Genomic DNA, 24023 nt, shown 5'->3' with positions numbered 1-24023 from the left:
ATAAGCAGCGCTGATGGGTGCGATGGCATCCTGCGGGCATGGACCCGCACCTCCTGCGCACCTTCACAGCCGTCGCCCGCCTCGCCTCCTTCTCCGCCGCCGCACGCGAACTCGGCTACACCCAGTCCGCCGTCTCCCAGCACATCGCCGCCCTGGAAGCCGACCTGCGCACCGAGCTCCTCACCCGCCGGCCCGTCGCCCCCACCCCGGCCGGCGCCCGGCTGCTGGAGCACGCCCGGCCGCTGCTGCTCCGGCTCGACGCCGCCCGCGCCGACGTACTGCGGCTCGCCGCCGCCCCGCACGGCCGGATCACCCTCGCCGCCTCCCCGCTCGCCGCCGGCCTCCCCCGGCTGCTCGCCGCCCTGCCCGCCACCGGCGTCACCCTGCGCGTCCTGCCCCCGGTCCGGGTGCCGGCCGCCGTCGCCGCCGGGGACTGCGACCTCGGGCTCGTCGACGGGCTCGCCGCCCCGAGCGACCCGCTGCGGCTGCCCGACGTGGCCCCGCTGCGGGTCACCGGCGTCGGCGAGGAGGACCTCGCCGTCCTCTTCCCCGCCGGGCACCCCTTCGCCGCACGGGACTCCGTCCGGCTCGGCGACCTCGCCGACGCCCGCTGGCTCGACGCCCCGGACGCGGGGCTGCCGCTCACCACCGGACGCCGGGCCCTGCGCTACGACGGCACCGACCTGCACGCCCTGTGCGCCCTCGCCGCCGCCGGCCACGGCCTCGTGCTCCTGCCCCGCCGGGTCGCCGGGACCGCCCGCACCGGGGTCGCCGTACCGCTCGCCGCACCCCGGCTGGTGCACCGTACGGAGCTGCTCGCGCCCGCGAGCCTGTCCGGCGCGGCCGCCGCGCTCGCCGCACGCCTCACGGCAGGATCCCCGTATGACCACACCGACTCCTGACCCCGAGGCCTTCACCGCCGCCGACTACGCCGCCCGGATGGCCGCCGCGGCGCAGAGCGCGGCCGACGCGGGACTCGCCGGGCTGCTCATCGCGCCCGGCCCCGACCTCGTCCACCTCACCGGCTACCGTCCGACCGCCGAGACCGAGCGGCTCACCCTGCTCGTCCTCGCCGCCGGCCAGGACCCCGTGCTCGTCGTGCCCGCCCTGGAGGCCCCCGACGCGGCCAGGGCACCCGGCGCGGACGCCCTGACCCTGCGCGACTGGACCGACGGCAAGGACCCGTACCGGGTGGCCGCGCCGCTCCTCGACGTCAGCGGCCGCTTCGGCGTCAGCGACAACACCTGGGCGCTGCACCTGCTCGGCCTGCAACGGGAGTTGCCCGCCACCGCCTACGCCCCGCTCACCGACGCCCTGCCCATGCTCCGCGCCGTCAAGGACGAACGGGAACTGGCCCGCCTCGCGGCCGCCGGAGCCGCCGCCGACGCCGCCTACGCGCAGATCCTGCACGTCCCCTTCGCCGGCCGCCGCGAGAGCGAGGTCGCCGCCGACCTGGCCGGGCTGCTGCGCGTCCACGGCCACTCCCAGGTCGACTTCACCGTCGTCGGCTCCGGCCCCAACGGCGCCAACCCGCACCACGAGGCCGGCGAACGCGTCATCCGGCACGGCGACATGGTCGTCCTCGACTTCGGCGGCCTCAAGCACGGCTACGGCTCCGACATCTCGCGCACCGTCCACGTCGGCGAGCCCACCCCCGAGGAGCAGCGCGTCCACGACATCGTCCGCGAGGCCCAGCAGGCCGGGTTCGCGGCCGTCCGGCCCGGCGCGAGCTGCCAGGACGTCGACCGGGCGGCCCGCGCGGTGATCACCGAGTTCGGCTACGGCGAACGCTTCATCCACCGCACCGGCCACGGCATCGGCGTCACCACCCACGAACCGCCGTACATGGTCGAGGGTGAGGAGCAGCCCCTCGTCCCCGGCATGTGCTTCTCGGTGGAGCCGGGCGTCTACCTGCCGGGCCGGTTCGGCGTCCGGATCGAGGACATCGTCACCGTCACCGCGGACGGCGGCCGCCGCCTGAACAACGCGCCGCGCGAGATGGCGGTCGTCGGGTAGGGGCGTTCGGCGCTACGGACCGAGCACCACCGCCGACTCGCCCGGCACGTGGATCCGCCCGTCCGGACCCGGATGATCCACCGGCTCCCAGGACGCCAGCACCCGCACCCCGTTGCGGCCCAGCGCGACCGTCACCGACTCCGTCGAGAGGTTCACCACCACCCGCACCTCGCCCCGCCGGAAGGTCAGCCAGCGGCGCTCCTCGTCGTAGGCGACCCGGACCGCCGCCAGGTCCGGGTCGCGCAGGTCCGGGTGGGTGCGGCGCAGCCGGATCAGGGTCCGGTACCACTCCAGCAGCCAGGCGTGCGACTCCCGCTCCGGTTCGGCCCAGTCCAGGCAGGACCGGTCGCGGGTCGCCGGGTCCTGCGGGTCCGGTACCTCCTCGGCCTTCCACCCGTGCGCCGTGAACTCCCGCCGCCGGCCGCTGCGGACCGCCTCGGCGAGCTCCGGATCGGGATGGTCGGTGAAGTACCGCCAGGGCGTGCCGGCCCCCCACTCCTCGCCCATGAACAGCATCGGCACGAACGGCCCCGTCAGCGCCAGCGTCGCCGCGCAGGCCAGCAGCCCGGGGGAGCAGGAGGCGGACAGCCTGTCGCCCAGCGCCCGGTTGCCGACCTGGTCGTGGGTCTGGGTGTAGCCGAGGAAGCGGTGCGCGGGGGTGCGGCGGCGGTCCACCGGCCGGCCGTGGGTGCGGCCGCGGAAGGAGGACCAGGTGCCGTCGTGGAAGAACGCCCGCGTCAGGGTCTTGGCGAGGGCGCCGAGCGGGGCCTCGGCGAAGTCGGCGTAGTAGCCCTGCGACTCGCCGGTCAGCGCACAGTGCAGGGCGTGGTGGAAGTCGTCGTTCCACTGTGCGTGCAGCCCCAGGCCGCCGACCGCGCGCGGGGTCGTCAGCCGCGGGTCGCACTGGTCGGACTCGGCGATCAGGAACAGCGGCCGCGTGGTCTCCGCCGCCAGCGCGTCCACGGCGGCCGACAGCTCCTCCAGGAAGGACAGCGCCCGCCCGTCGGCCAGCGCGTGCACCGCGTCCAGCCGCAGGCCGTCGATCCGGTAGTCCCGCAGCCAGGCCAGCGCGCTCCCGATCAGGTACGCGCGGACCTCGTCGGAGCCGGGCGCGTCCAGGTTCACCGCCGCACCCCAGGGCGTGTGCCGGGTGTCGGTGAAGTACGGGCCGAAGGCGGGCAGGTGGTTGCCGGAGGGGCCCAGGTGGTTGAGGACCACGTCCAGGACCACCCCGAGGCCGGCCGCGTGCGCGGCCTCCACGAAGGCCGCCAGACCGGCCGGGCCCCCGTACGGCTCGTGCACCGCCCACGGGGCGACCCCGTCGTACCCCCAGCCGTGCCGGCCCGGGAAGGGGCACACCGGCATCAGCTCCACGTGCGTGACGCCCAGGCCGGCCAGGTACCCCAGGCGGGCCGCCGCCGCCTCGAACGTGCCCTCGGGGGTGAAGGTGCCGACGTGCAGCTCGTACAGGACCGCGTCCTGGAGCGGTACGTGCGGCGGGGGCACGTGGGGGGCGAGGGCCGTGAGGTCGACGACCGCCGACAGGCCCTCCGTACCGTCCGGCAGCCGCCGCCCGCGCGGATCGGGCCGGACCACCGGATCGTCGCCGAGCCGGAACCCGTACCGGTCGCCGTCGGCAGCCGGGGCCTCGGCGGTCCACCAGCCGGAGCGGCCGGGGGCCGGGTCGGGGGCCATGTCGTAGGTGGTGTCGTTCAGTCGCATGGCGACCCGACCTGTCAGCGGTGCCCACACCTCGAACTGCACGGACGGTCCCCTCGTCTCCGGCGGTGTCCAGCATGCGTAATCGTGCCCGTATCGTGCCCATCATTCCGGGCCGGGCGGGGGAGTTCTGGACACTCCGCACCCGACGGGCCGACAATCACCCTGTGACATCCAGTTTCGAGTTCCCCGCCTACCCCGCCCCGCGGCTCTCCGACGCGGAGCGGGACCGGGCGTTGGGCCAGCTCAGGGAGGGCGCGGCCCTCGGGAAGCTGTCGCACGACACCTTCCTGCGCCGCATGGAGCTCGCGCTGGTGGCCCGCCGCTCCGAGGACCTCGCCCCGCTCCTCGCCGACCTCCATGCCCGCCCGGGCCCGCTCGGAGCCGAAGCCCCTTGGACCAAACGGCTGTTCGGCTGGGTCGGCCGCGCCTCGGCCGTCTCCGCCGGGATGCGCCGGGCCTGGCAGGTGGAGCGCCTGCCCAAGCTGCTGTTCCCCCACCCGGCCGCCGGCCCGCTGCGGATCGGCCGCGACCCGGGCAACGGGCTGCGGCTCAGCCATGAGACCGTCTCGCGGGCGCACGCCGAGCTGAGCATGCGGGACGGGACCTGGCTGCTGCGGGACCTCGGATCGACCAACGGCACCACCGTCAACGGGCGCCGGGTGACGGGCGCGGCGGTCGTGCGGCCGGGGGACCAGGTGGGGTTCGGGCGGATGAGCTTCCGGCTCTCCCAGGACTGAGCGGCCGGGGGCGCCGAGGAGGCAGAACCGGGGCCGTGGACGACCGGTCCGGTCCAGCCGGTCTGTACCCCCGGCCCGGGGCCCGGCAGGATGCCCCCCATGGACCACACCGGTATCGTGCGCCCCGCCCGCCCCGAAGACCTCCCGCGTCTCACCGAGCTCATCCACGAGCACGTCGCGTACGAGAAGTCGGCGCCCCGGCCCGCCGGCCTCGCCGAACGCCTCGGCCCCCGGCTGTTCGCCGAGGACGCCCGGCTCTGGGTGCTCCTCGCCGAGACCCCCGGGGGCGAGGTGGCCGGATACGCCGCCTGCTCCGAGGAGTTCGCGTTCTGGGACGCCCGCCACCACCTCCACATGGACTGCCTCTACCTCGCGGAGGAGGCCAGGGGCCACGGCCTCGGGGCCGCCCTGATGGCCGCCGTGGCCGACCTCGCCCGCAAACTCGGCCTCGAACACGTCGAGTGGCAGACCCCCGACTGGAACGAGGGCGCGATCCGCTTCTACGACCGCCTCGGCGCCACCGGCCGCCCCAAGCGGCGCTACGCCTGGCCGGTCTGAAGACAGCGGTACGCGGCCAGGACCGTCCGCGACTGGTGCTCCACCTGCGTGGCCACCGGCACCCAGCGGGCCTGGAACCGGGCCGAGAACGCCTCGCACCACCCCGTCACCAGGCGGTCCAGGCCGGGCGCCGCCGGATGCGCCTGGGACCGCAGTACGCGCAGCAGCATCGCGGCGGCGCGCAGCGACAGCCGCCGCCCGAAGGCGTCGATGCTGCCGAGGGAGGCCGTGGTGGCATCGGCGGGCGCGCCGGGAGCCGTCCACTCGGCGGCGACCTGCGGGATCAGCCCCAGCGTCCAGTCCACCGCCCGCAGCAGCGCGGCGGCACCCGGCCCGGTGCCCGGGATCCCCTCCCGTAGCCCGGCCACCCGCGCCGCCTCACCGGTCAGCCGCTCCGACAGCATGCGCAGGGCGCCCCGAGGGTCGGGGTGCGGGGCCGGGTCGTCCACCAGGTCGGAGGCCCACATGGGCACCTCGACGATCGCGGTGGTCCCGCGGTGGCGGTGGCACCAGGTGCTGCGCCGGGTGTCCTCGCTCCCGGCCTGCGGCATCACGAAGATCCCGGGCCCGGGGGAGCTCCAGCCGGCGGCGTCGGAGGCCCCGGTCTCCACCGGGATCCGCAGTTCGGCGGCCGACTTCCCGAAGGGCTCGGCGAGCCCGGGCACGTCGCGCGTCAGTTGGACCCAGGACCCGCCGAGGTCCGTACCGTGCAGGGAGACCTGCAGGGCGGGCCGCAGCTCGTCGAGGAGCGCGGTCAGGGTACGGGTCTCCGGCGGGAGCCGGTCCGGGGGGAGCATGGACGGCGCCCACTCGGGCTGTTCCGGGCCGGGCGGGCGGTAGAAGTTGCGGTGGTAGTCCAGCAGCGAGCACGGGCGGGGCGTGCGGTGCAGGTCGGCGCCGTCCGGGTCGGCGCAGAGCAGGAAGTGCCAGCCCGCCCCGCCGCTCCCGGCCCGGATCACCCGCCGGGCGAGGTCCAGGGCGGTCGCCCCGCCGACGGGCTCGTTGGCATGGGCCCCGGCGACGACGAGCACCTCCCGGGGCCCGCCGCGCTGCCCGTCGACGGAGAGCAGCCACAACGGCCTCCCGCCCCGGGAGACACCGGCCTGCCGCATCCGCACCCGCCCTGGGTGCTCGTCCGCCAGCGCCCGTCCGGCCAGGGCGAGTTCGTGCGGGGTGGGGTAGTACATGTCACGGAGGAGGGTCACATGGTGTGCCATGCCCGCCACACCGGCCGGCTACTGCTCCCCGGGGGTCGAATGTGTGTGCCGGCGTTCGGGATGCTCTTCCCCGCCGCCGAGGGCGCGCCTACGATCGGACCGTGCCCGGATGGATCGAGTTGGCGTACACCACGGCCGGCGGTGTCGTCGGCGGCGCGGTCACCAACCACCTGTCCCGGAACCAGGAACGCCGGCAGCTGCGCGCGGCGGTCATGCAGCAGCTCCTCCGCGTCGCGGCGGTGCGCGACGGGGTGTGCGACGTCGTGCCGGCCCGGCCGGGGAGCCGGTCGTGCCCGCCCGTCACGGCGGTCCTGGAGGACGGCCGCGACGCCGGGCGCGTCCAGCGGGAAGCGCTCTCGGAACTCGTGGTGGCCGCGCTCTCGGCCGGCGTACCGCGCAGGGTCCTGGACTTCGCCGGAGGCGCCGAGGAACGCGCCCTGCAGTGCGAGGCCGTCAGGTTGGCCGACCTCCGCCTGGGCGGTGTCCTGGGCGAGCCGCTCGAAGAACTCACGGCGCGGAGCGAGGAGTACCGGCAGGCCACGGCCCAACTCCTGCTCCGAGCCCTGTGGCACCCGTGGCGGACGCGGCCGGGGATCAACGCGCGCCTCCGCCGGCTGCGCCGGGACGCCGCCGCGCTCCAGCGCGCTCAGGAGGCGGCGACGTCCGTCCTGGCCCGGCCGGAGCACGCCACCGCCCTCGCCGCCCGGCTCACAGCCGTCGCTGAGCCGCCTCCAGCAGTTCCCCCACCGTGGAGTTGAACGCGATGGCGGCCTGGGGGGCGTGGCGGGGGATCAGGTTCACGATGAGCTCGAACAGCGGGAGCAGGTGCTCGGACTTGCGGATCCCGCCGCCGACGATCACGACGTCCCACGGCTTCCTGGTCAGCGCCGCGACGAGGGTCGACTCGACCGCCGCGTCGTGGACGACCAGCTCCATGGCCACGTCGATCCCGTGCTCCCCGAACCGGGCGAGTTCCGCGTCGAGCGCCGCCTGGAGTGCCGATCCGTCGATACCAGGGATCGCCTGGGGTTCATATCCGATGAGAAGTGTAGAAGGCATGCAACGAACCTAACGAAGCCCGCCGGACATTGATCGATTTCCGGCCGCCCCGCAGGAGCCGGCCCCGTTTCCGGCGGTCCGACCGGTCGCAGGGGCGCAGGCGGAGGCCGGCGGGGCCGTCGTCACGGCACTGGCCGGCGGTCTTGCTCCTGACCTCGACCGACGCGTCGGGCAACGCGGTGAACGCCTCTGCCTCACCGGCCACCCGCGCGGCACGGCCTCGGCGCAGCCGTGTGACAAGGCGAAGGACGAGAGCCGGATCCTCCACCGCCGACGGGGGGATATCCCCACCCCCGCCATCCGGACAGCAGGATCGCCCCGGCGGCCGGACCCGGAAATGCTGGGCATACCACCGATCTCCCCACCATTGCGCAGGAGTTGCCCCATGCCCGAGCAGGCCCGCCGATCGACCCTCCTGCGGGTGGCGACCGCAGCCGCCGCGATCACCGGCCTCCTGGCCCCGTCCGCGGCGGCCGCCACCCCCCGTCCGGACGCGGTCCGGCAGGGGCTGAACGCACTGGTGCGGAACGACCGCGTCCCCGGCGCGCTGGCCACCGTCACGGACCGCGACGGCCGCACCCGCACCTACACCGCGGGCGCCGAGGACGGCCGGATACGCATCGGCAGCAACACCAAGACCTTCACCGCCGTGGTCGTGCTGCAACTGGTCGGCGAAGGAAGGGTCGGCCTCGACACCCCGGTCGACACCTACCTCCCGGGCCTCGTACGGGGCGAAGGGATCGACGGTCGCCACATCACCGTGCGCCAGCTCCTCCAGCACACCAGCGGACTGCCCGACTACGAGGCGGACGTCACCGACGACATCCTCCGCCACCGGTACCTCGAACCCCGTGACGTCCTCGACATCGCCCTCCGGCACAAGGCCGCCTTCCCTCCCGGCACCGGCTGGGCCTACAGCAACACGAACTACGTACTGGCGGGCCTGATCGTCCAGAAGGTCACCGGACGCCCCCTCGCCGAGGAGATCGACAAGCGCGTCATCCGGCGCATCGGACTGCGCCACACCTACTTCCCCGCCCCCGGCGACACGACCCTCCCAGAGCCCCACCCCAAGGGCCACCACCAGGACTCACCGGGCGCCCCGGTGCGCGACGTCACGGAGATCGATCCCTCGGCGGCGTGGGCGGCGGGCCAGATGGTCTCCACCAACGCCGACCTCAACCGCTTCTTCGCCGCGCTCCTGGCCGGCGACCTCCTCCGGCCGGCCCAGCTCGCCCAGATGCGCACCACCGTCCCCCTCGGCGACACCGGAGCCGGATACGGCCTGGGCCTGATGAGCCGGCCCCTGTCCTGCGACGGCGTCTACTGGGGCCACGGCGGCGACATCCCCGGATACGAGACCCGCGGGGGCGTCACCGAGGACGGCCGCGCCGCCAACGTCGCGGTGACCATCGACCCGATCGACGGCGCGACCACGAAGCACGTGGAAGAACTCGTGGACACCGCCCTCTGCCAGGGCGCGTAGGCGGTGTCTTCCGGATCAGGCCGGGCCCGCACCGCGAGTCCCTACTCCCGCACCAGCACCGCCACCGGCAGCCCCTCCAGAAGCTCCGCCAGCGCCACCCGCCCCTCGTACGCCGGACCCCCAGGCTCCCCCGGACCCCCCGCGCGCTCCCAGCGGCCCGGGGGCAGTTCCAGGGCGGTGTCCCGCCAGCCGCCCGCCGCCGCCAGGCGGTGGGAGAGGCGGGTGGCCACCGCGACGAGGCCGGCCGGGCGGGTGAAGGCCACGCAGTGGCCGGCCGCCGGGCCCCGGGCCGGCAGGGGGGCGTAGCCGGTGAACAGCCCGGGCCGGTCGCGGCGCAGCCGCAGCAGGGCCGCCGTCAGCGCGAGCTTCTCCCGCGCGAGGTCCGGCGGGGCGGCGCCGGCGTCCAGGGCGGCCAGGGCCTCCCGGGGGAACTCGGCGGGGCGGCGGTTGTCGGGGTCGACCAGGGCCCGGTACTCGTACTCGGCGCCCTGGTAGACCTCCGGCACCCCCGGCATCGCCAGGTGCAGCAGGGTCATCCCCAGCAGGTTGGCCCGGGCCGCCTCCGCGAGTTCCGGCGGCAGTTCCACCGCCTCCCGGGGCACCAGCGCCGCGATGCCCGCCTCGTACTCCTCGTCGGGGTCGGTCCAGGAGGTGTGCACCCCGGCCTCCCGGGCGGCCTTCAGCAGGGCCGCCGCCAGCCGGGACTCCCGCTCGGGCGCCCCGCCCAGCCCGAGCGCGCTCTGCCGGGCCGCCCACGCCAGCCGCGGATCCGCCCCGGCCGGCCCGCCCGGCCCGCCCATCGCCTCCGGGGCCTGTGACAGCACCGCGATCCGCGCCCGTACGTCCGCGCTGCGCTTCGTGTCGTGCGTGGACAGCACCGTCCCCGAAGCGGGCCAGTCCCGCTCCAGCTCCGCGCAGTACGCGTGGAACCCGTCGACCGACACCGCCGGGTCCCCGGGGTTCCCGCCCACCTCGGTGGCCGACAGCAGCGGCGCCCAGCGGTAGAAGGCGCGGTCCTCCAGGGACTTGGCGCGCAGGGCCGCCGAGGTCTGGGCGAAGCGCGCCGCGAAGGCGGGATCCCGCAGCAACAGCGCCCGTACGCCCTCCACCGCCCGGGCCCCCGCCCGTGCGGCGGCCCGCTCCAGGGTCGCCGCCGACGGTCCCGGCCCGCCCGGGTAGGTCCGGTACACGGGCGAGGCGATCAGCAACTCCCGCACCGCGCACGCCAGTTCCGGACCGGCCCAGCGCTCCAGCAGGGCCAGCTCGGCGGCCAGGTCGACGGTCAGCACCTCCCGCGCCGCGGCCGCGGCGGTCTCCTCCCACGAGGCCGGCCCGCCGCCGGACTCCCCGTACGCACGGGCCAGTTGCCCCGCCCCGGCGGGGTCGGTGAACACCCCGTCGACCCGGTGCAGCGCGTCGTAGCCGGTGGTGCCGGCCACCGGCCAGGACGCCGGCAGCCGTTCCCGGCGGGCCAGGATCTTCTCCACGACCACCCAGCAGCCGTCCCCGGTCGCGGCCCGCAGCCGCCTCAGGTACTGCTCCGGATCCGCCAGCCCGTCGACGTGGTCGACCCGCAGGCCGGCCACCACCCCGTCCCGCACCAGCTGGAGCACCTTCGCATGGCTCGCGGCGAACACGGCGGGGTCCTCCACCCGCACCCCGATCAGGTCGGAGATGGTGAAGAAGCGGCGGTAGTTGAGGCCCGTCCGCGCCTCCCGCCACCACGCGGCCCGGTACCACTGCGCGGCCAGCAGCTCCGGCATGGGCAGTCCGGCCGTCCCGGCCCGCAGGGGCAGCTCCACGGCCCCGTACCGCAGCAGCGCCTCCCCGTCGCCCCCGCCGATCACCTCGCCCGGCTCCTCCTCGCCGCCCAGCACCGGCAGCAGGACCTGCCCTCCGCCGCCCTCCCAGTCGATGTCGAACCACCGCGCGTACGGCGAGTGCGGCCCCTCCCGCAGGACTTCCCACAGGGGCCGGTTGAGCCGCAACGGCACCGGTACGGCCATGTGGTTCGGGACGATGTCGAGCACCAGGCCGAGCCTGTGGGCCCGTCCGGCCTTCGCGAGCGCGCGCAGACCCCGCTCGCCGCCCAGTTCGGCCCGCACCCTGGCGTGGTCGGTGACGTCGTAACCGTGCTCCGAGCCCGGCACCGCCTCCAGTACGGGGGAGAGGTGCAGGTGTGACACGCCGAGTGAGGCGAGGTACGGTACGGCTGCCTCGGCCGCCGCGAACGTGAAGCGCGGGCCCAGCTGGAGACGGTAGGTCGACGCAGGAGCGACCGGCGTCCGAACGCCGGATTCCGATTGGCTGATTGAATTCCCGAGGCTCATGAGAACGTACGTACCCAGCCCGCACGATTCCGTGCCATTACCCAATGCATCCGGGTGACTGCGCCGCGTTAGTGTCGATCAAGTGGTTGGAACCGTCAGTACCTATCGTCACGTCATCGCCCTGACCGGGCCCCTACTCCCGCTCGTCTCCTTCTTCGCCCGACTGCCCGTCGCGATGTCCCAGTTCGGCAGCGTCCTGCTGGTCGCCGAGACCAGCGGCTCGCTCGCCACCGCCGGCATCGTCGGCGGCACCCTCTCCGCCGGCCAGGTGGTCTTCGGGCCCCTCCTCGGCCGCCTCGCCGACCGCCACGGGCAGCGGCCCGTCGTCCTCACCGCGGCGGCCGTCAACGCCCTCGCCACCGCCGCGCTCGTCGCCGGCGCCCTCGGCGGCCTCGCGACGGCCCCGCTCGCCGCGATCGGCGCCGTCACCGGGGCCTCCGTACCGCTCGTCGGGCCGCTCGCCCGCACCCGCTCCGTCGCGCTCGCGCACCGCGCGAAGGCCGACGAGAAGACCGTCGGCGCCGTGCACTCCCTCGAAGGCACCCTCGACGAGGTCTCCTTCGTCTTCGGCCCGGCCCTCGTGGGCCTCGCCGCGCTCGTCGCGCACCCGGCCGTCGCCCTCGGCGGCGCCGCCGCCCTGGTGGCCGTCTTCGGCACCGCCTACGCCCTGCACCCGACCGCCGCCGTCACGGCCGGGACCCCCGCGCCCGAGCGCGCCGACGGCGCCCGGCCCGCCCGCCTGCCCCGCGTGGTGCACGCCGTACGCGGCTCCCTGGCCCTCCAGGGCGCCATGTTCGGCGCCTGCCAGGCGGGCATCGCCTCGCTCACCGACCGGCTCGGCGTCCCCGGGCAGGCCGGCATCGTGTACGCCGCCATGGGCGTCGTCAGCGCCGCCGTCGGTCTCGCGCTCGGCGCGCTGCCCGCCCGGTTCGGGCTGCGGCTGCGCTGGCGCGTGGCCACCGGCGCCGCCCTGCTCCTCTCCGTGCCGCTGCTGTTCACCGACACCCTGTGGCCGCTGTACCTGGTCGTCACCGTCCTCGGTGCCGCGTACGCCCCGCACCTGATCACCGCGTTCGCACTCACCGAGCGCGTGGTCGAGCCCGCCCGGCTCGCCGAGTCCATGGCCTTCGCCGCCAGCTCCCTGGTGGCCGGACAGGCCGCCGCGCTCGCCGTTTCCGGGCGGCTCGCCGAGTCGTACGGGCCCGCCGGGGCCTTCGCCGTCGCGGTGGGCGCCGCCGCCCTGTGCCTGGCCATCGCCCTCGTCACCCGGGTGCCGTCCGCCCGGCCCCAGGACCCGGCCAAGCCGTTCGTCCCGGCCCAGCGCACCACCTCCCCCGAGGGCTCGGCGGCCGGCTCCGCCAACGGCTACGCCGGGCGCTGAAGCACCACCAGACACCGTCCCGTCAGGGCCACCCGGTCCCCGGCCGCGTACTGCGGCCCGGTGCCGGGTGGCAGTACCTCCGCCCGCGCCGTGTCCACGACCAGCCGCCAGTGCGCCCCGTGCCCGGCCGGGACGGTGAAGTCCTGCGGATCGGCGCCCGCGTTGAACATCAGCAGGAACGAGTCGTCGGTGATCCGCTCCCCGCGCGTGCCGGGCTCGGAGATGGCCTCCCCGTTGAGGAACACGGTCAGCGCCCGCGCGTGCTGCGCCTGCCAGTCCCGGGCCCGCATCTCCTCGCCGTGCGGGGTGAACCAGGCGATGTCCGAGAGCTCGTCGTGCGTGCCCTCCACCGGCCGGCCGTGGAAGAACCGGCGCCGCCGGAAGACCGGGTGGTCGCGGCGCAGCCACACCATGCGGCGGGTGAACTCCAGCAGGCCGGGCGGCGGTTTCCCCGGCTCGGGCCAGGTCACCCAGGACAGCTCGTTGTCCTGGCAGTAGGCGTTGTTGTTGCCCTCCTGGGAGCGGCCGAACTCGTCGCCGTGGCTGAGCATCGGCACGCCCTGCGACAGCATCAGGGTGGCGGTGAAGTTCCGCATCTGCCGCGCGCGCAGCTCCCGGACCTCCGGGTCGTCGGTGGGTCCCTCGATGCCGCAGTTCCAGGACCGGTTGTGGGTCTCCCCGTCCCGGTTGCCCTCCCGGTTGGCCTCGTTGTGCTTCTCGTTGTACGAGACCAGGTCGTTGAGGGTGAAACCGTCGTGGCAGGTGGTGAAGTTGATCGAGGCGAGCGGCCGCCGCCCGTCGTCCTGGTAGAGGTCGGAGGAGCCGGTCAGCCGTCCCGCGAACTCCGCGAGCGTACGCGGCTGCCCGCGCCACAAGTCCCGTACGGTGTCGCGGTACTTGCCGTTCCACTCGGTCCACAGCGGCGGGAAGTTCCCCACCTGGTAGCCGCCCTCGCCCAGGTCCCAGGGCTCCGCGATCAGCTTCACCTGGCTGACCACCGGGTCCTGCTGCACCAGGTCGAAGAACGAGGACAGCCGGTCCACCTCGTGGAACTGCCGGGCCAGCGTCGCCGCGAGGTCGAAGCGGAAGCCGTCCACGTGCATCTCGGTCACCCAGTACCGCAGCGAGTCCATGATCAGCTGGAGCACGTGGGGGGAGCGCATCAGCAGCGAGTTCCCGGTGCCGGTGGTGTCCGTGTAGTGCCGGGGGTCGTCCGCGAGCCGGTAGTACGAGGCGTTGTCGAGGCCGCGGAAGGACAGCGTCGGGCCCAGGTGGTTGCCCTCGGCGGTGTGGTTGTAGACCACGTCCAGGATCACCTCGATCCCGGCCTCGTGCAGCGCCCGCACCGCCGACTTGAACTCCAGCACCTGCTGGCCCCGGTCCCCGGAGGCGTAGCCGTTGTGCGGGGCGAAGAAGCCGATGGTGTTGTAGCCCCAGTAGTTGCTGAGCCCGTCGTTCACCAGGCGGTGGTCGTTGACGTACTGGTGCACGGGCATCAGCTCCAGCGCCGTCACCCCCAGCTTCGCCAGGTGTCCGATCACCGCCGGGTGCGCGAGCGCCCCGTAGGTGCCCCGCAGCTCCTCCGGGAGGTCCGGGTGGCGCATGGTCAGGCCCTTCACGTGGGCCTCGTACAGCACCGTGTGGTGGTACTCGTGGCGCGGCGGCCGGTCGTTGGCCCAGTCGAAGTACGGGTTCACCACGACCGAACTCATCGTGTGCGGGGCCGAGTCCAGGTCGTTGCGGGAGTCCGGCCGGCCGAAGTGGTAGCCGTACACCTCCTCGCCCCAGGACACCTTCCCGCTGATGGCCCGCGCGTACGGGTCCAGCAGCAGCTTCGCCGCGTTGCAGCGCTGCCCGCGCTCGGGCTCGTACGGGCCGTGCACCCGGAACCCGTACCGCTGGCCGGGCATGATCCCGGGCAGGTAGGCGTGGCGCACGAAGGCGTCCGTCTCGCGCAGCTCGACGGCGGTCTCCGAGCCGTCGTCGTGCAACAGGCACAGCTCGATGCGCCGCGCGGCCTCGGAGTAGACCGCGAAGTTGGTGCCCGCGCCGTCGTACGTGGCGCCCAGCGGATACGCCTGCCCCGGCCAGACTTGCATGGCTAACGACTCTTCCCATCCTGGTCCGGCTCGGTCCGGCGCGCGGTCCGGCTGGATCCGGCGCGGATCACGTCTCTGCCAGATCTTCCCCGAAAGAGGGTCCGCACGCGTGGACTTGGAATGCTGCCGACGGGTGAACCGGAGAGCTGATAGGCGGGTCAACGGACTGTCCGGGCATCACATAATGGGTCAACGGACTGTCGGACCAGGGGACCTGAGGTCAAAGGGGACGGCTTCGGGCTGCGTCGGGCCGCGTGCGCGGAGTACCCTTCCGTGATCACTGGAGACGGGCGTCCAGACGCAGAAGGCGGTGCACGGGTGAGCTCGGGAGGTCTGGAGCTGCCCCCTGGTGACAGCGGTCACGAGGGTGGCCCGGTGGACGCCGCGGGTGGTGCCGGCGGTACGTCCGGCGGAGTGCCGGGCGCGGCGGCGGCCGCGGCGGCGGTGTCACTGGCCCCGCAGGCGGCCGGGGACGCGCGGGCCGGGGCCGAGCTGGACTGGGGCGCGGACGCGTGGAGCGAGGTCCGTACGCGGGCCCAGCGCGCGGGCCGTGCGTACATCTGGCTGAACCTCATCGAACAGCGGCTGCGGTCGGTGGTCGGCGCCGTGCTGCGGCCCGTCTACGAGCCGGTGCACGGCGGCGACGACTGGGTCGTCGCGGCGGCCGGTCCCGCCGGGCAGGAGTGGGTGCAGCGGGCGGTGGCCGTGCGCGAGGTCAGCCGGCGCAAGGGCTACCTCCTCGATCCGGCCGACGACAACGTGCTGAGCTTCCTGACGCTGCCGCAGCTGCGGGAGCTGATGGTCCAGCACTGGCCCTGCTTCGAGCCGTACTTCGACGACCGGCGGGAGATCGAGCTCGCGCTCGACGAGCTGGAGGTCACCCGGAACGTGGTCTCCCGCAACCGGGCGCTGTCGAGGGCCGTGCTGGAGCAGGCGGAGCGGGCCTCGGCGCGGCTGCTGGAGGTGCTGGGGGCCGGCTCGGGCAGCCCCTCGGCGGACCGGCTGCCGATCGACGCCGTCGAGGACCTGGTCGGGGACCGGTACGCGGACGTCATCTCCGTCCACCCGGACCGGGTGCGGCTCCAGCGGCAGCTGCCGGCGGAGGACCTGTTCGGGGGCGCGCGGCGGCTCGACGCCATCGGCATAGGCCTCAACCTGCTGGTGCAGAACTTCTCGGGCCGCAGGCTCGTCAGGCTGACCGAGGCGGGCTGCCGGGTGCGGCTGCTGTTCCTGAACCCGGCGAGCAGCGCGGTCAAGCGGCGCGAGCGGGAGCTGGGGCTGCGCAAGGGCGAGCTGAGCCGGTCGGTGGAGATGAACATCCTGCACGTGCGCAGGGTGCGGGCGGGCCTGAAGGACCCGTCGCGCTTCGACATCCACGTCTTCGACGAGACCCCCCGCTTCACCGCGTACCTGGTGGAGGGGCAGTCCTCGGGCATCGCGGTGGTCCAGTCGTACCTGCGGCGGGCCCGGGGGATGGAGGCGCCGGTGCTGGTGCTGCGCGGCGGCGGGCGGGGCGTGCCCAAGGACGCCGACCACGGGCTGTTCCAGACGTACCGGGAGGAGTTCGAGTCGGTGTGGGAGGACTCGCGGCCGGTGTCGTGACCTCCCGGCCTACCAGGCCGGGTCCGGGCCGGCGCCCGGGGGTGCCCCCGCCGGGTGTCAGTGGCGCGTGGCAGGCTGAAACGCGTTGACCGGAAACACGGGGGAGGGGCGCGTCATGGAGGCGTGGCACGGGGGAGCGCTGGTCGGGTTCGACCTGGAGACGACCGGTACGGAGCCGGGGGAGTCCCGGATCGTGACGGCCGCGGTGGTCGAGGTGCGGGGCGGTGAGGTCCGCGCGAGGCGCGGCTGGCTCGCGGATCCGGGGATGCCGATCCCGGAGGAGGCCGCGGCGATCCACGGGATCAGCACGGAGCGGGCCGTCGCCGAGGGCCGCCCGGCGGGGGAGGTCGCCGAGGAGGTCGCGGCGGCCCTGGTGGAGCACTGGCGCGGCGGTGCGGTGGTGGTCGCCTACAACGCGGCCTTCGACCTGACGCTGCTCTCGGCCGAGCTGGCCCGGTACGGGCTGCCCTCGCTCGCCGACCGGCTGGGCGGGGCCGAGACCGGGCCGGTGGTGGACCCGCTGACGATAGACCGGGCCGTGGACCGCTTCCGGCGCGGCAAGCGGACGCTGGAGGCGGTGTGCGGGGTGTACGGGGTCACCCTCGACGCCGCGCACGACGCGGGGGCCGACGCGCTGGCGGCGGTCCAGGTGGCCCGGGCGATAGCCGCCCGGCATTCGGAGGTCGCCGCGCTCAGCCCGGCGGAGCTGCACGACCGGCAGGGCGGCTGGCACGCCCGCTGGGCCCGTGACTTCCAGTCCTACCTGCGCCGCCAGGGCAGCCCGGACGCGGTGATCGACACGGCGTGGCCCCTGCGCGGCGTCCTCCCGGCCCCGGCCTGACCCCTACTCTGGCGGGGTCTCGCGGTAGTCGACGTGGAGGTCCCGGCAGCGGGGGCCGCCGTACACGCCGCCGCGCACGTGCGAGTGGCGGGCGCCGGGGAGCGCCTGCCGGGGCCGCACCGGGGCGGACGGGTGCGGGGCGCGGGCGCGCGGGCGACCTGCCCCGGGCGTGCCGCCGGCCCGGTGGACCTTTGCGGTCACGGCACTAGAAGGGGTGCCAGCGGGCTCCTGTGTCGGCCTCGCGGAGGGAGGCCACGCGGCGGCGGAATTCGGCGAGGGCCTTGGGGTTGGCGGGGGCGTGCTGGGCGACCCACGCGCAGCTCGCCGTCTCGCGGGCGCCGCGCAGGACCGCGCAGCCCTCCCACTCCCGTACGTCCCACCCGTACGCGGCCGCGAAGGCCTCGTAGGCGGCGGCGGGCATCCCGTACCGGTCTCGGGACAGGGCCATCACCACCAGGTCGTGCTCCCGCAGGTCCGCCGACACGGTCTCCAGGTCCACCAGGACCGGCCCGTCCGGGCCCACGTGCACGTTGCGCGGCAGCGCGTCGCCGTGGATGGGGCCGGGGGCCAGGTGCGGGGTGAGCGCGGCGACCTCGCCGGCGTAGGCGTCGCGCCGGGCGCGCAGGTACGCCGCGTCTGCGGGGTCGACGGCCCCGCCGGCCAGCCGGAGCCAGCGCTCGACCCCGCCCAGCAGGTCCCGCGCGGGCAGCGCGAAGGAGGGCGCGGGCAGCGCGTGCAGCGGGCGCAGCAGCGCCGCGAGGTCCTCGGGGCCGGCCGGCCGCAGCGGTTCCGGGAGCCGGTGCCAGAGGGTCAGCGGGTGCCCGCCCACCAGCCGGGGCTTCGGTTCGGCGGCCCGCACCGCCGGGATCCCCGCCCCGGCGAGCCAGTCGGCCACCGCGAGTTCCCGCTCGGCCCGTTCCAGCAGTACCGCCTCGCGGCCCACTTTGACCACCAGGCCGCCGACCGCGAAGACGGCGTTCTCGCCGAAGGCGAGCAGCTCCGGGCGGTACGCCCCGGTGCCCGCGAGTCCCGTCTCCGCCAGTACGTCCCTGGCCCGCGCCTCGTCCATGCGTTCGTCTCGTCCTTCGCCGGGTGGTCGTGATGGGTGATCACCGTGAGTCCGCCCAGTCTCGCATTCCGGCTCCGGGAGCCCCCTGGGGGACGGGAATCGGCCAGCATGTCGATTTTCGGGCAGGGCGGCCCGCGCGGCCTCTTCTCAATTGCACGAGACGTCTCGTCTCGTTAGAGTCGGGGCATGACTTCAGCAGCCAAGCCCGCACACATCGCCATGTTCTCCATCGCCGCCCCCGGGCACGTGAACCCGAGCATCGAAGTGATCCGGGAGCTCGTCGCCAGGGGCCACCGCGTCAGCTACGCCATCCCCGCCTCCTTCGCCGAGAAGGTCGCGGAGACCGGTGCCACCCCGGTGATCTGGAAGTCCACCCTGCCCACCGAGGACGAGCCCGATGCCTGGGGCACCGAGCTCATCGACAACATCGAGCCCTTCCTGAACGACGCCGTCCAGGCGCTACCGCAGCTCGCCGACGCCTTCGAGGGCGACGAACCCGACCTCGTCATCCACGACATCACCGCCTACCCGGCGAGGGTCCTCGCCCGCCGCTGGGGCGTCCCCGAGATCTCCCTCTCCCCGAACCTGGTCGCCTGGACCGGCTACGAGGAGGAGGTCGCCGCCCCGATGACGGCGCAACTGCGCGCCTCCGAGCGAGGGCAGGCGTACTACGCCCGCTTCCGCGCCTGGCTCGACGAGAACGGCATCGACGAGGACTCCGACCGCTTCGTCGGCCGTCCGCCGCGCAGCATCGTCCTGATCCCGCGCGCCCTCCAGCCGAACGCCGACCGGGTCGACGAGTCCGTCCACACCTTCGTCGGCGCCTGCCAGGGCGACCGCAGCGCCACCCAGGGCACCTGGGAACGGCCCGCCTCCGCCGAGGGGAAGAAGGTGCTCCTGGTCTCCCTCGGCTCCACCTTCACCAAGCAGCCCGCATTCTACCGCGCCTGCGTCGAAGCCTTCGGAGACCTCCCCGACTGGCACGTGGTCCTGCAGATCGGCAAGTTCACCGACGAGGCAGAACTGGGCGAGGTCCCCGCCAACGTCGAGGTCCACCGCTGGGTCCCCCAGCTGGACGTCCTGCGCCAGGCCGACGCCTTCATCACCCACGCGGGCGCAGGCGGCAGCCAGGAGGGCCTGGCCACCGCGACCCCGATGGTCGCCGTGCCGCAGGCCGTCGACCAGTTCGGCAACGCCGACATGCTGGCCGGCCTCGGCGTGGCCCGGCACGTCCCGATGGACGAGGCGAACGCCGCCACCCTGCGCGAGGCGGTCCTCGGCCTGCTCGCCGACCCCGAGGTCGCCGTCCGCGCGGAGGCCGTCCGCGCCGGCATGGCCTCCGAGGGCGGCACGCGGCAGGCCGCCGACCTCATCGAGGCCGCACTGTCCTAGTCACCGCCTAGGGTGCGGCCATGACGAAGACGACGAAGGCAGCGAGCACGAAGAAGTACGCCGCCCTCCTGCGCGGCATCAACGTCGGCGGGAACAAGAAGGTCCCGATGGCCGAGCTGCGCACCGTACTGGAAGGCCTCGGCCACGGCGGCGTACGGACGTACCTGCAGAGCGGCAACGCCGTCTTCAGCAGCGCCGAGACCGACCCCACCGCCCTCGCCCGGGGCCTGGAGGCGGCCATCGAGGCCCACTTCGGCTTCCGGGTGCCCTGCCTGGTCGTCGACGGGGACCACCTGGCGGCCGTAGCCGAGGCCTGCCCCTTCCCGGCCGCCGAACTGGAGGGCAGGCAGCTCCACGCCACCTTCTTCTCCGAACAGCCCGGCCCCGAGCGCTTCGCCGCACTCGACGGCCCCGCGTACCTCCCCGAGGAATACCGGCTGGGGGACCGCGTCCTCTACCTCTACGCCCCCGACGGCCTCGGCCGCTCCAAACTGGCCGAGGCCCTCGCCAGGCCCGCCGTGGTCAAGGGCCTGGACGTCACCACCCGCAACTGGAACACCGTCGTCAAGCTCGTGGAACTGACCCGCCCGTGACGACGGCCTACCCGGCACCCACCGCGTCGAGCAGCGCCATGTCCCCGCCGGACAGGGAGAGCGACGCCGCGGCCAGGTTCTCCGCCAGGTGCGCCGGGGACCCGGTACCCGGCGTCGGGCACAGCACCGGGGAGCGGTGCAGCAGCCAGGACAGCGCCACCTGCCCCGGGGTCGCCCCGTGCGCGGCGGCCACCTCCGCGACGGCGGCCGCACCCTCGCGGGTCAGGGCTCCGCTGCCCAGCGGGTAGTACGGCAGGAAGGCGATCCCCCGCGCCTCGCACAGCGCCAGCACGTCGGCGGAGGACCGGTCCAGCAGGTTGAAAGGGTTCTGCACCGCCGCCACGGGCGCCGACTCCAACGCAAGGCGCAGCTGTCCGGCCGTGACGGTGTCCAGGCCGATGTGCCGGATCTTGCCCTCCGTCCGCAACTCCGCCAGCGCGCCCAGCTGTTCGGCCATCGGCACCGCCGGGTCGAAGCGGTGCAGCTGGTACAGGTCGATCCGCTCCACCCGCAGCCGCCGCAGGCTCGCCTCGCACATCCGCCGCAACTGCTCCGGACGGCCCGCCACGTGCCACTCGTCCGGCCCCGTGCGCACCACCCCGCCCTTCGTGGCGACCACCAGCCGCTCCCCGTACGGATGGAGAGCCTCGGCGACCAACTCCTCGGCCAGGCCGGGCCCGTAGTTGTCGGCGGTGTCGATCAGCGCCACGCCGCGCTCCACCGCCGCGCGCAGCAGCGCCCGGGCCCCGGCGCGGCTGCCGCGCGGCCCCCAGTAGCCGGCGCCGACCAGTCCGCCCGTACCGAAACCGAGACGGCGCAAGGGCAGGTCCCCGCCCAGGACGAACGTCGATTCCATCATGGCCCGACCGTATCCGGGGATCACCGGTGTGTCAGGCTCGGGGCATGCGTTACATCATCATCGGCGCCGGTGCGATCGGCGCGACCATCGGCGGACGCCTCGCCGGAACGGGCCGGGAGGTCGTCCTCGTCGCGCGCGGCGCGCACGCCGAGGCGCTGAAGGCGGACGGCCTGCGGCTCACCACCGCCGACGGCGCCCGCGTCCACCGGCTCCCCGTGGTCACCGGCCCGTCGGAGCTGGGCGAACTGCGCCCGGACGACGTCCTGCTGCTCACGGTGAAGACCCAGGACGCCATCGCCGCCCTGGACGCGTGGGGCGACGCGGAGGTCGCCGGCGGCGGAACGGCCGCGCAGCGGCTGCCGCTGCTGTGCGCGCAGAACGGCGTCGAGAGCGAACGGCTCGCCCTGCGGCGCTTCTCGCGGGTGTACGGGGTCTGCGTCTGGCTCCCCGCCACCTTCCTGGAACCGGGAGTGGTCTCCGCCCTGTGCTCCCCGCTCACCGGGATCCTGCACCTCGGGCGGGCCGCCGGCGGGTCGGACGCGCGGATCCGGGCCGTCGCCGCGGACCTCGGCGGGGCGGGTTTCGAGGCGCCGGTCGTCGAGGACGTGATGCGGTGGAAGCACGCGAAGCTGCTCGGCAACCTTGGCAACGCCATCCAGGCGACCACCGGCCCCGAGCCCGACCCGGCCAAGGCGGCCCTGCTGCTGCGGGCCATCCGCGAGGGCAAGGCCGCCTTCGACGCGGCGGGCATCGCCTACGTCACCGAGGCAGAGCAGTCGGCGGCCCGCGACGGCAAGGTGGACCAGCCGGCGGGCGTACGCGGCGGCTCCTCCTGGCAGAGCCTGGCCCGCGGCACGGGCTCGGTGGAGGCCGACTACCTCAACGGCGAGATCTCCCTGCTGGGCCGCCTCCACGGCGTGCCCACCCCGGTCAACGACGTACTGCGCCACGCGGCGAACATCTTCGCCCGCGAAGGCCTCCCCCCGGGCGCGATGTCCATCGCCGACCTCACCGCCCTGGCCGACGAGGCCGCCGCCCGCACCTGACCGGTCCGCCGTCCCGGCGACGGGGCCGGCGAACGGCGGACGGCGCCTCAGGCCGTGAGCGCCTCGTGCGCGGCGCGGGCCGGGGCCGCGGTGTCGTAGCGGTGGAGGAGCAGGCGGGCCAGCTCCGGGGTGGCGCCCAGGACGGGCGCGATCACGTCCGCGCCCGCCGCCCCGGCGCCCGCCGTGATGCGGTCCGGGAGGAAGCCCGGGGCGATGACGTACGGGGCCACCGCCACGCGGCGGACGCCCTCCGCGCGCAGGGCGCGTACGGCGTCCTCCGTGCGGGGAAGGGCAGCGGAGGCGAACGCAGGCCGCACGGCGCACCAACCGGTGTGCCGCCACTCCCGCGCGATTTCAGCGATCACTGCGATCGCCTCCGGGTCTGTGGAGCCGGCGGACGCGAGGACGACACCGGTCGTCGCGCGCCCCGCCGGGCTGAGGTCGACGCCGGCCTCGGCGAGGCGTCGTTCCAGGGAGCTGATGAGGAGGGGGTGGGGTCCCAGGACGTCCGCGACCCGGACCGAGAGGTCGGGGAGGCGGACGGCCGACTCCGCCAGGACCGCCGGGATGTCCGCCTTCGCGTGGAAGGCCCGGGTGAGGAGCAGCGGCAGGGCCACGACCTCGCGTACGCCCGAGAGGTACAGGGAGGCCAGCGCCTGGGAGACGGTCGGGCCGTTGAAGTCCAGGAAGGCGGTCTCCACCCGGAGCCCCGGCCGCAGCGACCGGGCCCGCCCGACGAGGGCGTGCACGGTCGCCGCGTGCCGCGGGTCGCGGCTGCCGTGGGCTATGACCAGAAGTGCGCGGGACATCGGGTGCTCAGTTCTTGACCAGGAGGCCGCGGCTGCGCAGGACCCAGCGCTCGACGGGGCTGAAGATCAGCAGGTCGATGGCGATGCCGACGACCAGGATCAGGATGATCGCGAGGAACACGCCCGGCAGGTCGATGTTGTTGCGGCCGTTCTCCAGGAGCTGGCCGAGGCCGAGGCCCAGGTCGGGGGAGCTGGCGATGATCTCGGCGGCCATCAGGGAGCGCCAGGAGAAGGCCCAGCCCTGCTTGAGGCCGGCGACGTAGCCGGGGAGCGCGGCCGGCATGACGACGTGCCAGGCGCCGCGCAGGCCGGTGGCGCCCAGGGTGCGGCCGGCGCGCAGGAACAGCGGCGGGACCTGGTCGATGCCGGAGACGAGGCCGTTGGCGATCGACGGCACCGCGCCGAGCAGGATCACCGTGTACATCATGGCGTCGTTGAGGCCGAACCAGAGCACGGCCGGCGGCACCCACGCCACCGACGGCAGGGACTGCAGGCCCTGGAGGATCGGTCCGATCGCGGCGCGGACGAACTTCACCCGGGCGACGAGCAGGCCCAGCGGGGTGCCGATGGCCAGGGCGAGGAGGAAGCCGAGCAGGCCGCGGGAGACCGAGGTCCAGATGATTTCGAGGAGCGTCCCCTTCAGCCACATCTCGGACAGGCTGTCCCAGACCGCGGACAGGGCGGGGAGCTTGGTCTCGTCGGTGACCTTCGCCGAGACGAGGACCTGCCAGACCACCAGCACCAGGCCGACGGCCAGGATCGGGGGCAGGACCTTCTTGGTGAGGACCTCGCGCACCGGGGTGCGGTGGGTCTGGACCGCGTCGAGGGCGTCGAGGCCGGCCTCCAGGCCGGCCAGGTCGTCGCCCTTCGCCGCCTTGGGGGTGGTGTCAGTGCTGGCCATGGCGGCGGATCTCCCCACGCAGGTGTTCAGTGATCTCGAGGGACAGCTCGGCGACGTCCGCGTTCTCGATGCGGCGCGGCTGCGGGATGTCCACGGTCCATTCCTTCGCGACCCGCCCGGGGCGGGAGGAGAGGAGGACGACGCGCTGGGCGAGGCGGACGGCCTCGCGCACGTTGTGGGTGACGAAGAGGACCGACACTCCGGTCTCCTGCCAGATGCGGGTGAGTTCGCCGTGCAGGACGTCGCGGGTGATGGCGTCGAGGGCCGCGAAGGGCTCGTCCATCAGCAGGAGGCGGCTGTCCTGGG

General features: G+C 74.6%; 21 protein-coding genes and 2 pseudogenes. 12 read left to right on the top strand and 11 right to left on the bottom strand.

The features are described from left to right. The first annotated feature begins 38 nt into the window (after positions 1-38). Positions 39-902, top strand: coding sequence for a LysR family transcriptional regulator (locus ACZ597_RS19340; RefSeq protein ID WP_471331432.1), 864 nt, complete (start codon positions 39-41; stop codon positions 900-902). Continuing rightward, positions 883-2016 carry an aminopeptidase P family protein gene (locus tag ACZ597_RS19335; RefSeq protein ID WP_471331429.1) on the top strand — a complete coding sequence of 378 codons (1134 nt, stop codon included), beginning with the start codon at positions 883-885 and terminating at the stop codon, positions 2014-2016. Before ACZ597_RS19340 ends, ACZ597_RS19335 begins: the two co-directional genes overlap by 20 nt. A gap of 12 nt (positions 2017-2028) precedes the next feature. Here the strand turns inward: ACZ597_RS19335 and treZ are convergent, their stop codons facing one another. Further along, positions 2029-3780: a malto-oligosyltrehalose trehalohydrolase gene (gene treZ, locus ACZ597_RS19330; protein WP_471331426.1), complete on the bottom strand. Its 1752-nt coding sequence runs from the start codon at positions 3778-3780 to the stop codon at positions 2029-2031. A gap of 122 nt (positions 3781-3902) precedes the next feature. On the opposite strand from treZ, the gene ACZ597_RS19325 reads away from it, so the two are divergent. Then, the gene (locus ACZ597_RS19325; RefSeq protein ID WP_471331423.1) at positions 3903-4475 is read left to right on the top strand and encodes an FHA domain-containing protein; all 573 of its coding nucleotides are present in this window, start codon (positions 3903-3905) and stop codon (positions 4473-4475) included. Between the two features lie 99 nt (positions 4476-4574). Then, on the top strand, positions 4575-5033 hold the full coding sequence (locus ACZ597_RS19320) for a GNAT family N-acetyltransferase (protein WP_471331420.1): 459 nt from the start codon (positions 4575-4577) through the stop codon (positions 5031-5033). On the opposite strand, the gene ACZ597_RS19315 is transcribed toward ACZ597_RS19320, so the two are convergent. Next, complete coding sequence (locus tag ACZ597_RS19315) at positions 5015-6238, bottom strand: M14 family zinc carboxypeptidase (protein WP_471332019.1); 1224 nt, start codon at positions 6236-6238, stop codon at positions 5015-5017. The genes ACZ597_RS19320 and ACZ597_RS19315 overlap by 19 nt on opposite strands. Before the next feature lie 113 nt (positions 6239-6351). On the opposite strand from ACZ597_RS19315, the gene ACZ597_RS19310 reads away from it, so the two are divergent. After that, positions 6352-7008, top strand: a complete 657-nt coding sequence (locus ACZ597_RS19310; RefSeq protein ID WP_471331418.1) for a hypothetical protein — start codon at positions 6352-6354, stop codon at positions 7006-7008. Here ACZ597_RS19310 and ACZ597_RS19305 read toward each other — a convergent pair. Next, positions 6959-7309: a hypothetical protein gene (locus ACZ597_RS19305; protein WP_471331415.1), complete on the bottom strand. Its 351-nt coding sequence runs from the start codon at positions 7307-7309 to the stop codon at positions 6959-6961. The two genes, ACZ597_RS19310 and ACZ597_RS19305, sit on opposite strands and share 50 nt — an antisense overlap. A 385-nt stretch (positions 7310-7694) precedes the next feature. Here ACZ597_RS19305 and ACZ597_RS19300 point away from each other — a divergent pair, with 385 nt between their 5' ends. Beyond that, on the top strand, positions 7695-8795 hold the full coding sequence (locus ACZ597_RS19300; protein WP_471331413.1) for a serine hydrolase domain-containing protein: 1101 nt from the start codon (positions 7695-7697) through the stop codon (positions 8793-8795). Positions 8796-8836: 41 nt separating this feature from the next. Here ACZ597_RS19300 and treY read toward each other — a convergent pair whose 3' ends face one another. After that, complete coding sequence (gene treY / locus ACZ597_RS19295) at positions 8837-11125, bottom strand: malto-oligosyltrehalose synthase (RefSeq protein ID WP_471331410.1); 2289 nt, start codon at positions 11123-11125, stop codon at positions 8837-8839. 82 nt (positions 11126-11207) lie between these two features. Between treY and ACZ597_RS19290 the strand changes: the two genes are divergently transcribed. Next, complete coding sequence (locus ACZ597_RS19290) at positions 11208-12506, top strand: MFS transporter (RefSeq protein ID WP_471331408.1); 1299 nt, start codon at positions 11208-11210, stop codon at positions 12504-12506. On the opposite strand, the gene glgX is transcribed toward ACZ597_RS19290, so the two are convergent. Next, positions 12491-14605: a glycogen debranching protein GlgX gene (glgX, locus tag ACZ597_RS19285; RefSeq protein WP_471331405.1), complete on the bottom strand. Its 2115-nt coding sequence runs from the start codon at positions 14603-14605 to the stop codon at positions 12491-12493. The two genes, ACZ597_RS19290 and glgX, sit on opposite strands and share 16 nt — an antisense overlap. A gap of 318 nt (positions 14606-14923) precedes the next feature. Between glgX and ACZ597_RS19280 the strand changes: the two genes are divergently transcribed. Together ACZ597_RS19280 and ACZ597_RS19275 are read left to right on the top strand one after the other, a co-directional pair. Next, positions 14924-16207, top strand: coding sequence for an SAV2148 family HEPN domain-containing protein (locus ACZ597_RS19280; RefSeq protein WP_471331402.1), 1284 nt, complete (start codon positions 14924-14926; stop codon positions 16205-16207). 115 nt (positions 16208-16322) lie between these two features. Further along, a complete protein-coding gene (locus tag ACZ597_RS19275; RefSeq protein ID WP_471331399.1) occupies positions 16323-17048 on the top strand; it encodes an exonuclease domain-containing protein in 726 nt (241 codons plus the stop codon). A gap of 3 nt (positions 17049-17051) precedes the next feature. Here ACZ597_RS19275 and ACZ597_RS19270 read toward each other — a convergent pair whose 3' ends face one another. Together ACZ597_RS19270 and ACZ597_RS19265 are read right to left on the bottom strand one after the other, a co-directional pair. Next, the gene (locus ACZ597_RS19270; protein ID WP_471331396.1) at positions 17052-17249 is read right to left on the bottom strand and encodes a hypothetical protein; all 198 of its coding nucleotides are present in this window, start codon (positions 17247-17249) and stop codon (positions 17052-17054) included. A 4-nt stretch (positions 17250-17253) separates the two neighbouring features. Beyond that, on the bottom strand, positions 17254-18117 hold the full coding sequence (locus ACZ597_RS19265) for a phosphotransferase enzyme family protein (RefSeq protein ID WP_471331394.1): 864 nt from the start codon (positions 18115-18117) through the stop codon (positions 17254-17256). 151 nt (positions 18118-18268) lie between these two features. On the opposite strand from ACZ597_RS19265, the pseudogene mgt reads away from it, so the two are divergent. Continuing rightward, positions 18269-19509: pseudogene (gene mgt, locus ACZ597_RS19260) on the top strand (macrolide-inactivating glycosyltransferase). A 20-nt stretch (positions 19510-19529) separates the two neighbouring features. After that, the gene (locus ACZ597_RS19255) at positions 19530-20102 is read left to right on the top strand and encodes a DUF1697 domain-containing protein (RefSeq protein ID WP_471331391.1); all 573 of its coding nucleotides are present in this window, start codon (positions 19530-19532) and stop codon (positions 20100-20102) included. Positions 20103-20109: 7 nt separating this feature from the next. Here the strand turns inward: ACZ597_RS19255 and ACZ597_RS19250 are convergent, their stop codons facing one another. Then, on the bottom strand, positions 20110-20961 hold the full coding sequence (locus ACZ597_RS19250) for an aldo/keto reductase (protein ID WP_471331388.1): 852 nt from the start codon (positions 20959-20961) through the stop codon (positions 20110-20112). Positions 20962-21005: 44 nt separating this feature from the next. Between ACZ597_RS19250 and ACZ597_RS19245 the strand changes: the two genes are divergently transcribed. Next, positions 21006-22007, top strand: coding sequence for a ketopantoate reductase family protein (locus tag ACZ597_RS19245; RefSeq protein WP_471331385.1), 1002 nt, complete (start codon positions 21006-21008; stop codon positions 22005-22007). 47 nt (positions 22008-22054) lie between these two features. On the opposite strand, the gene ACZ597_RS19240 is transcribed toward ACZ597_RS19245, so the two are convergent. From ACZ597_RS19240 to ACZ597_RS19230, 3 genes and pseudogenes are all read right to left on the bottom strand, one after another. Beyond that, on the bottom strand, positions 22055-22816 hold the full coding sequence (locus tag ACZ597_RS19240) for a sirohydrochlorin chelatase (RefSeq protein ID WP_471331382.1): 762 nt from the start codon (positions 22814-22816) through the stop codon (positions 22055-22057). A 7-nt stretch (positions 22817-22823) separates the two neighbouring features. Further along, positions 22824-23717, bottom strand: a complete 894-nt coding sequence (locus ACZ597_RS19235) for an ABC transporter permease (RefSeq protein ID WP_471331379.1) — start codon at positions 23715-23717, stop codon at positions 22824-22826. Further along, positions 23704-24023: pseudogene (locus ACZ597_RS19230) on the bottom strand (ABC transporter ATP-binding protein); the annotation flags it as partial. The gene ACZ597_RS19235 and the pseudogene ACZ597_RS19230, both read right to left, overlap by 14 nt.

The organism is Streptomyces sp. NPDC040718 (genome assembly GCF_055593565.1).
The sequence above is the reverse complement of the archived record's forward strand: the minus strand, read 5'-3'. Positions and strand labels throughout refer to the sequence as shown.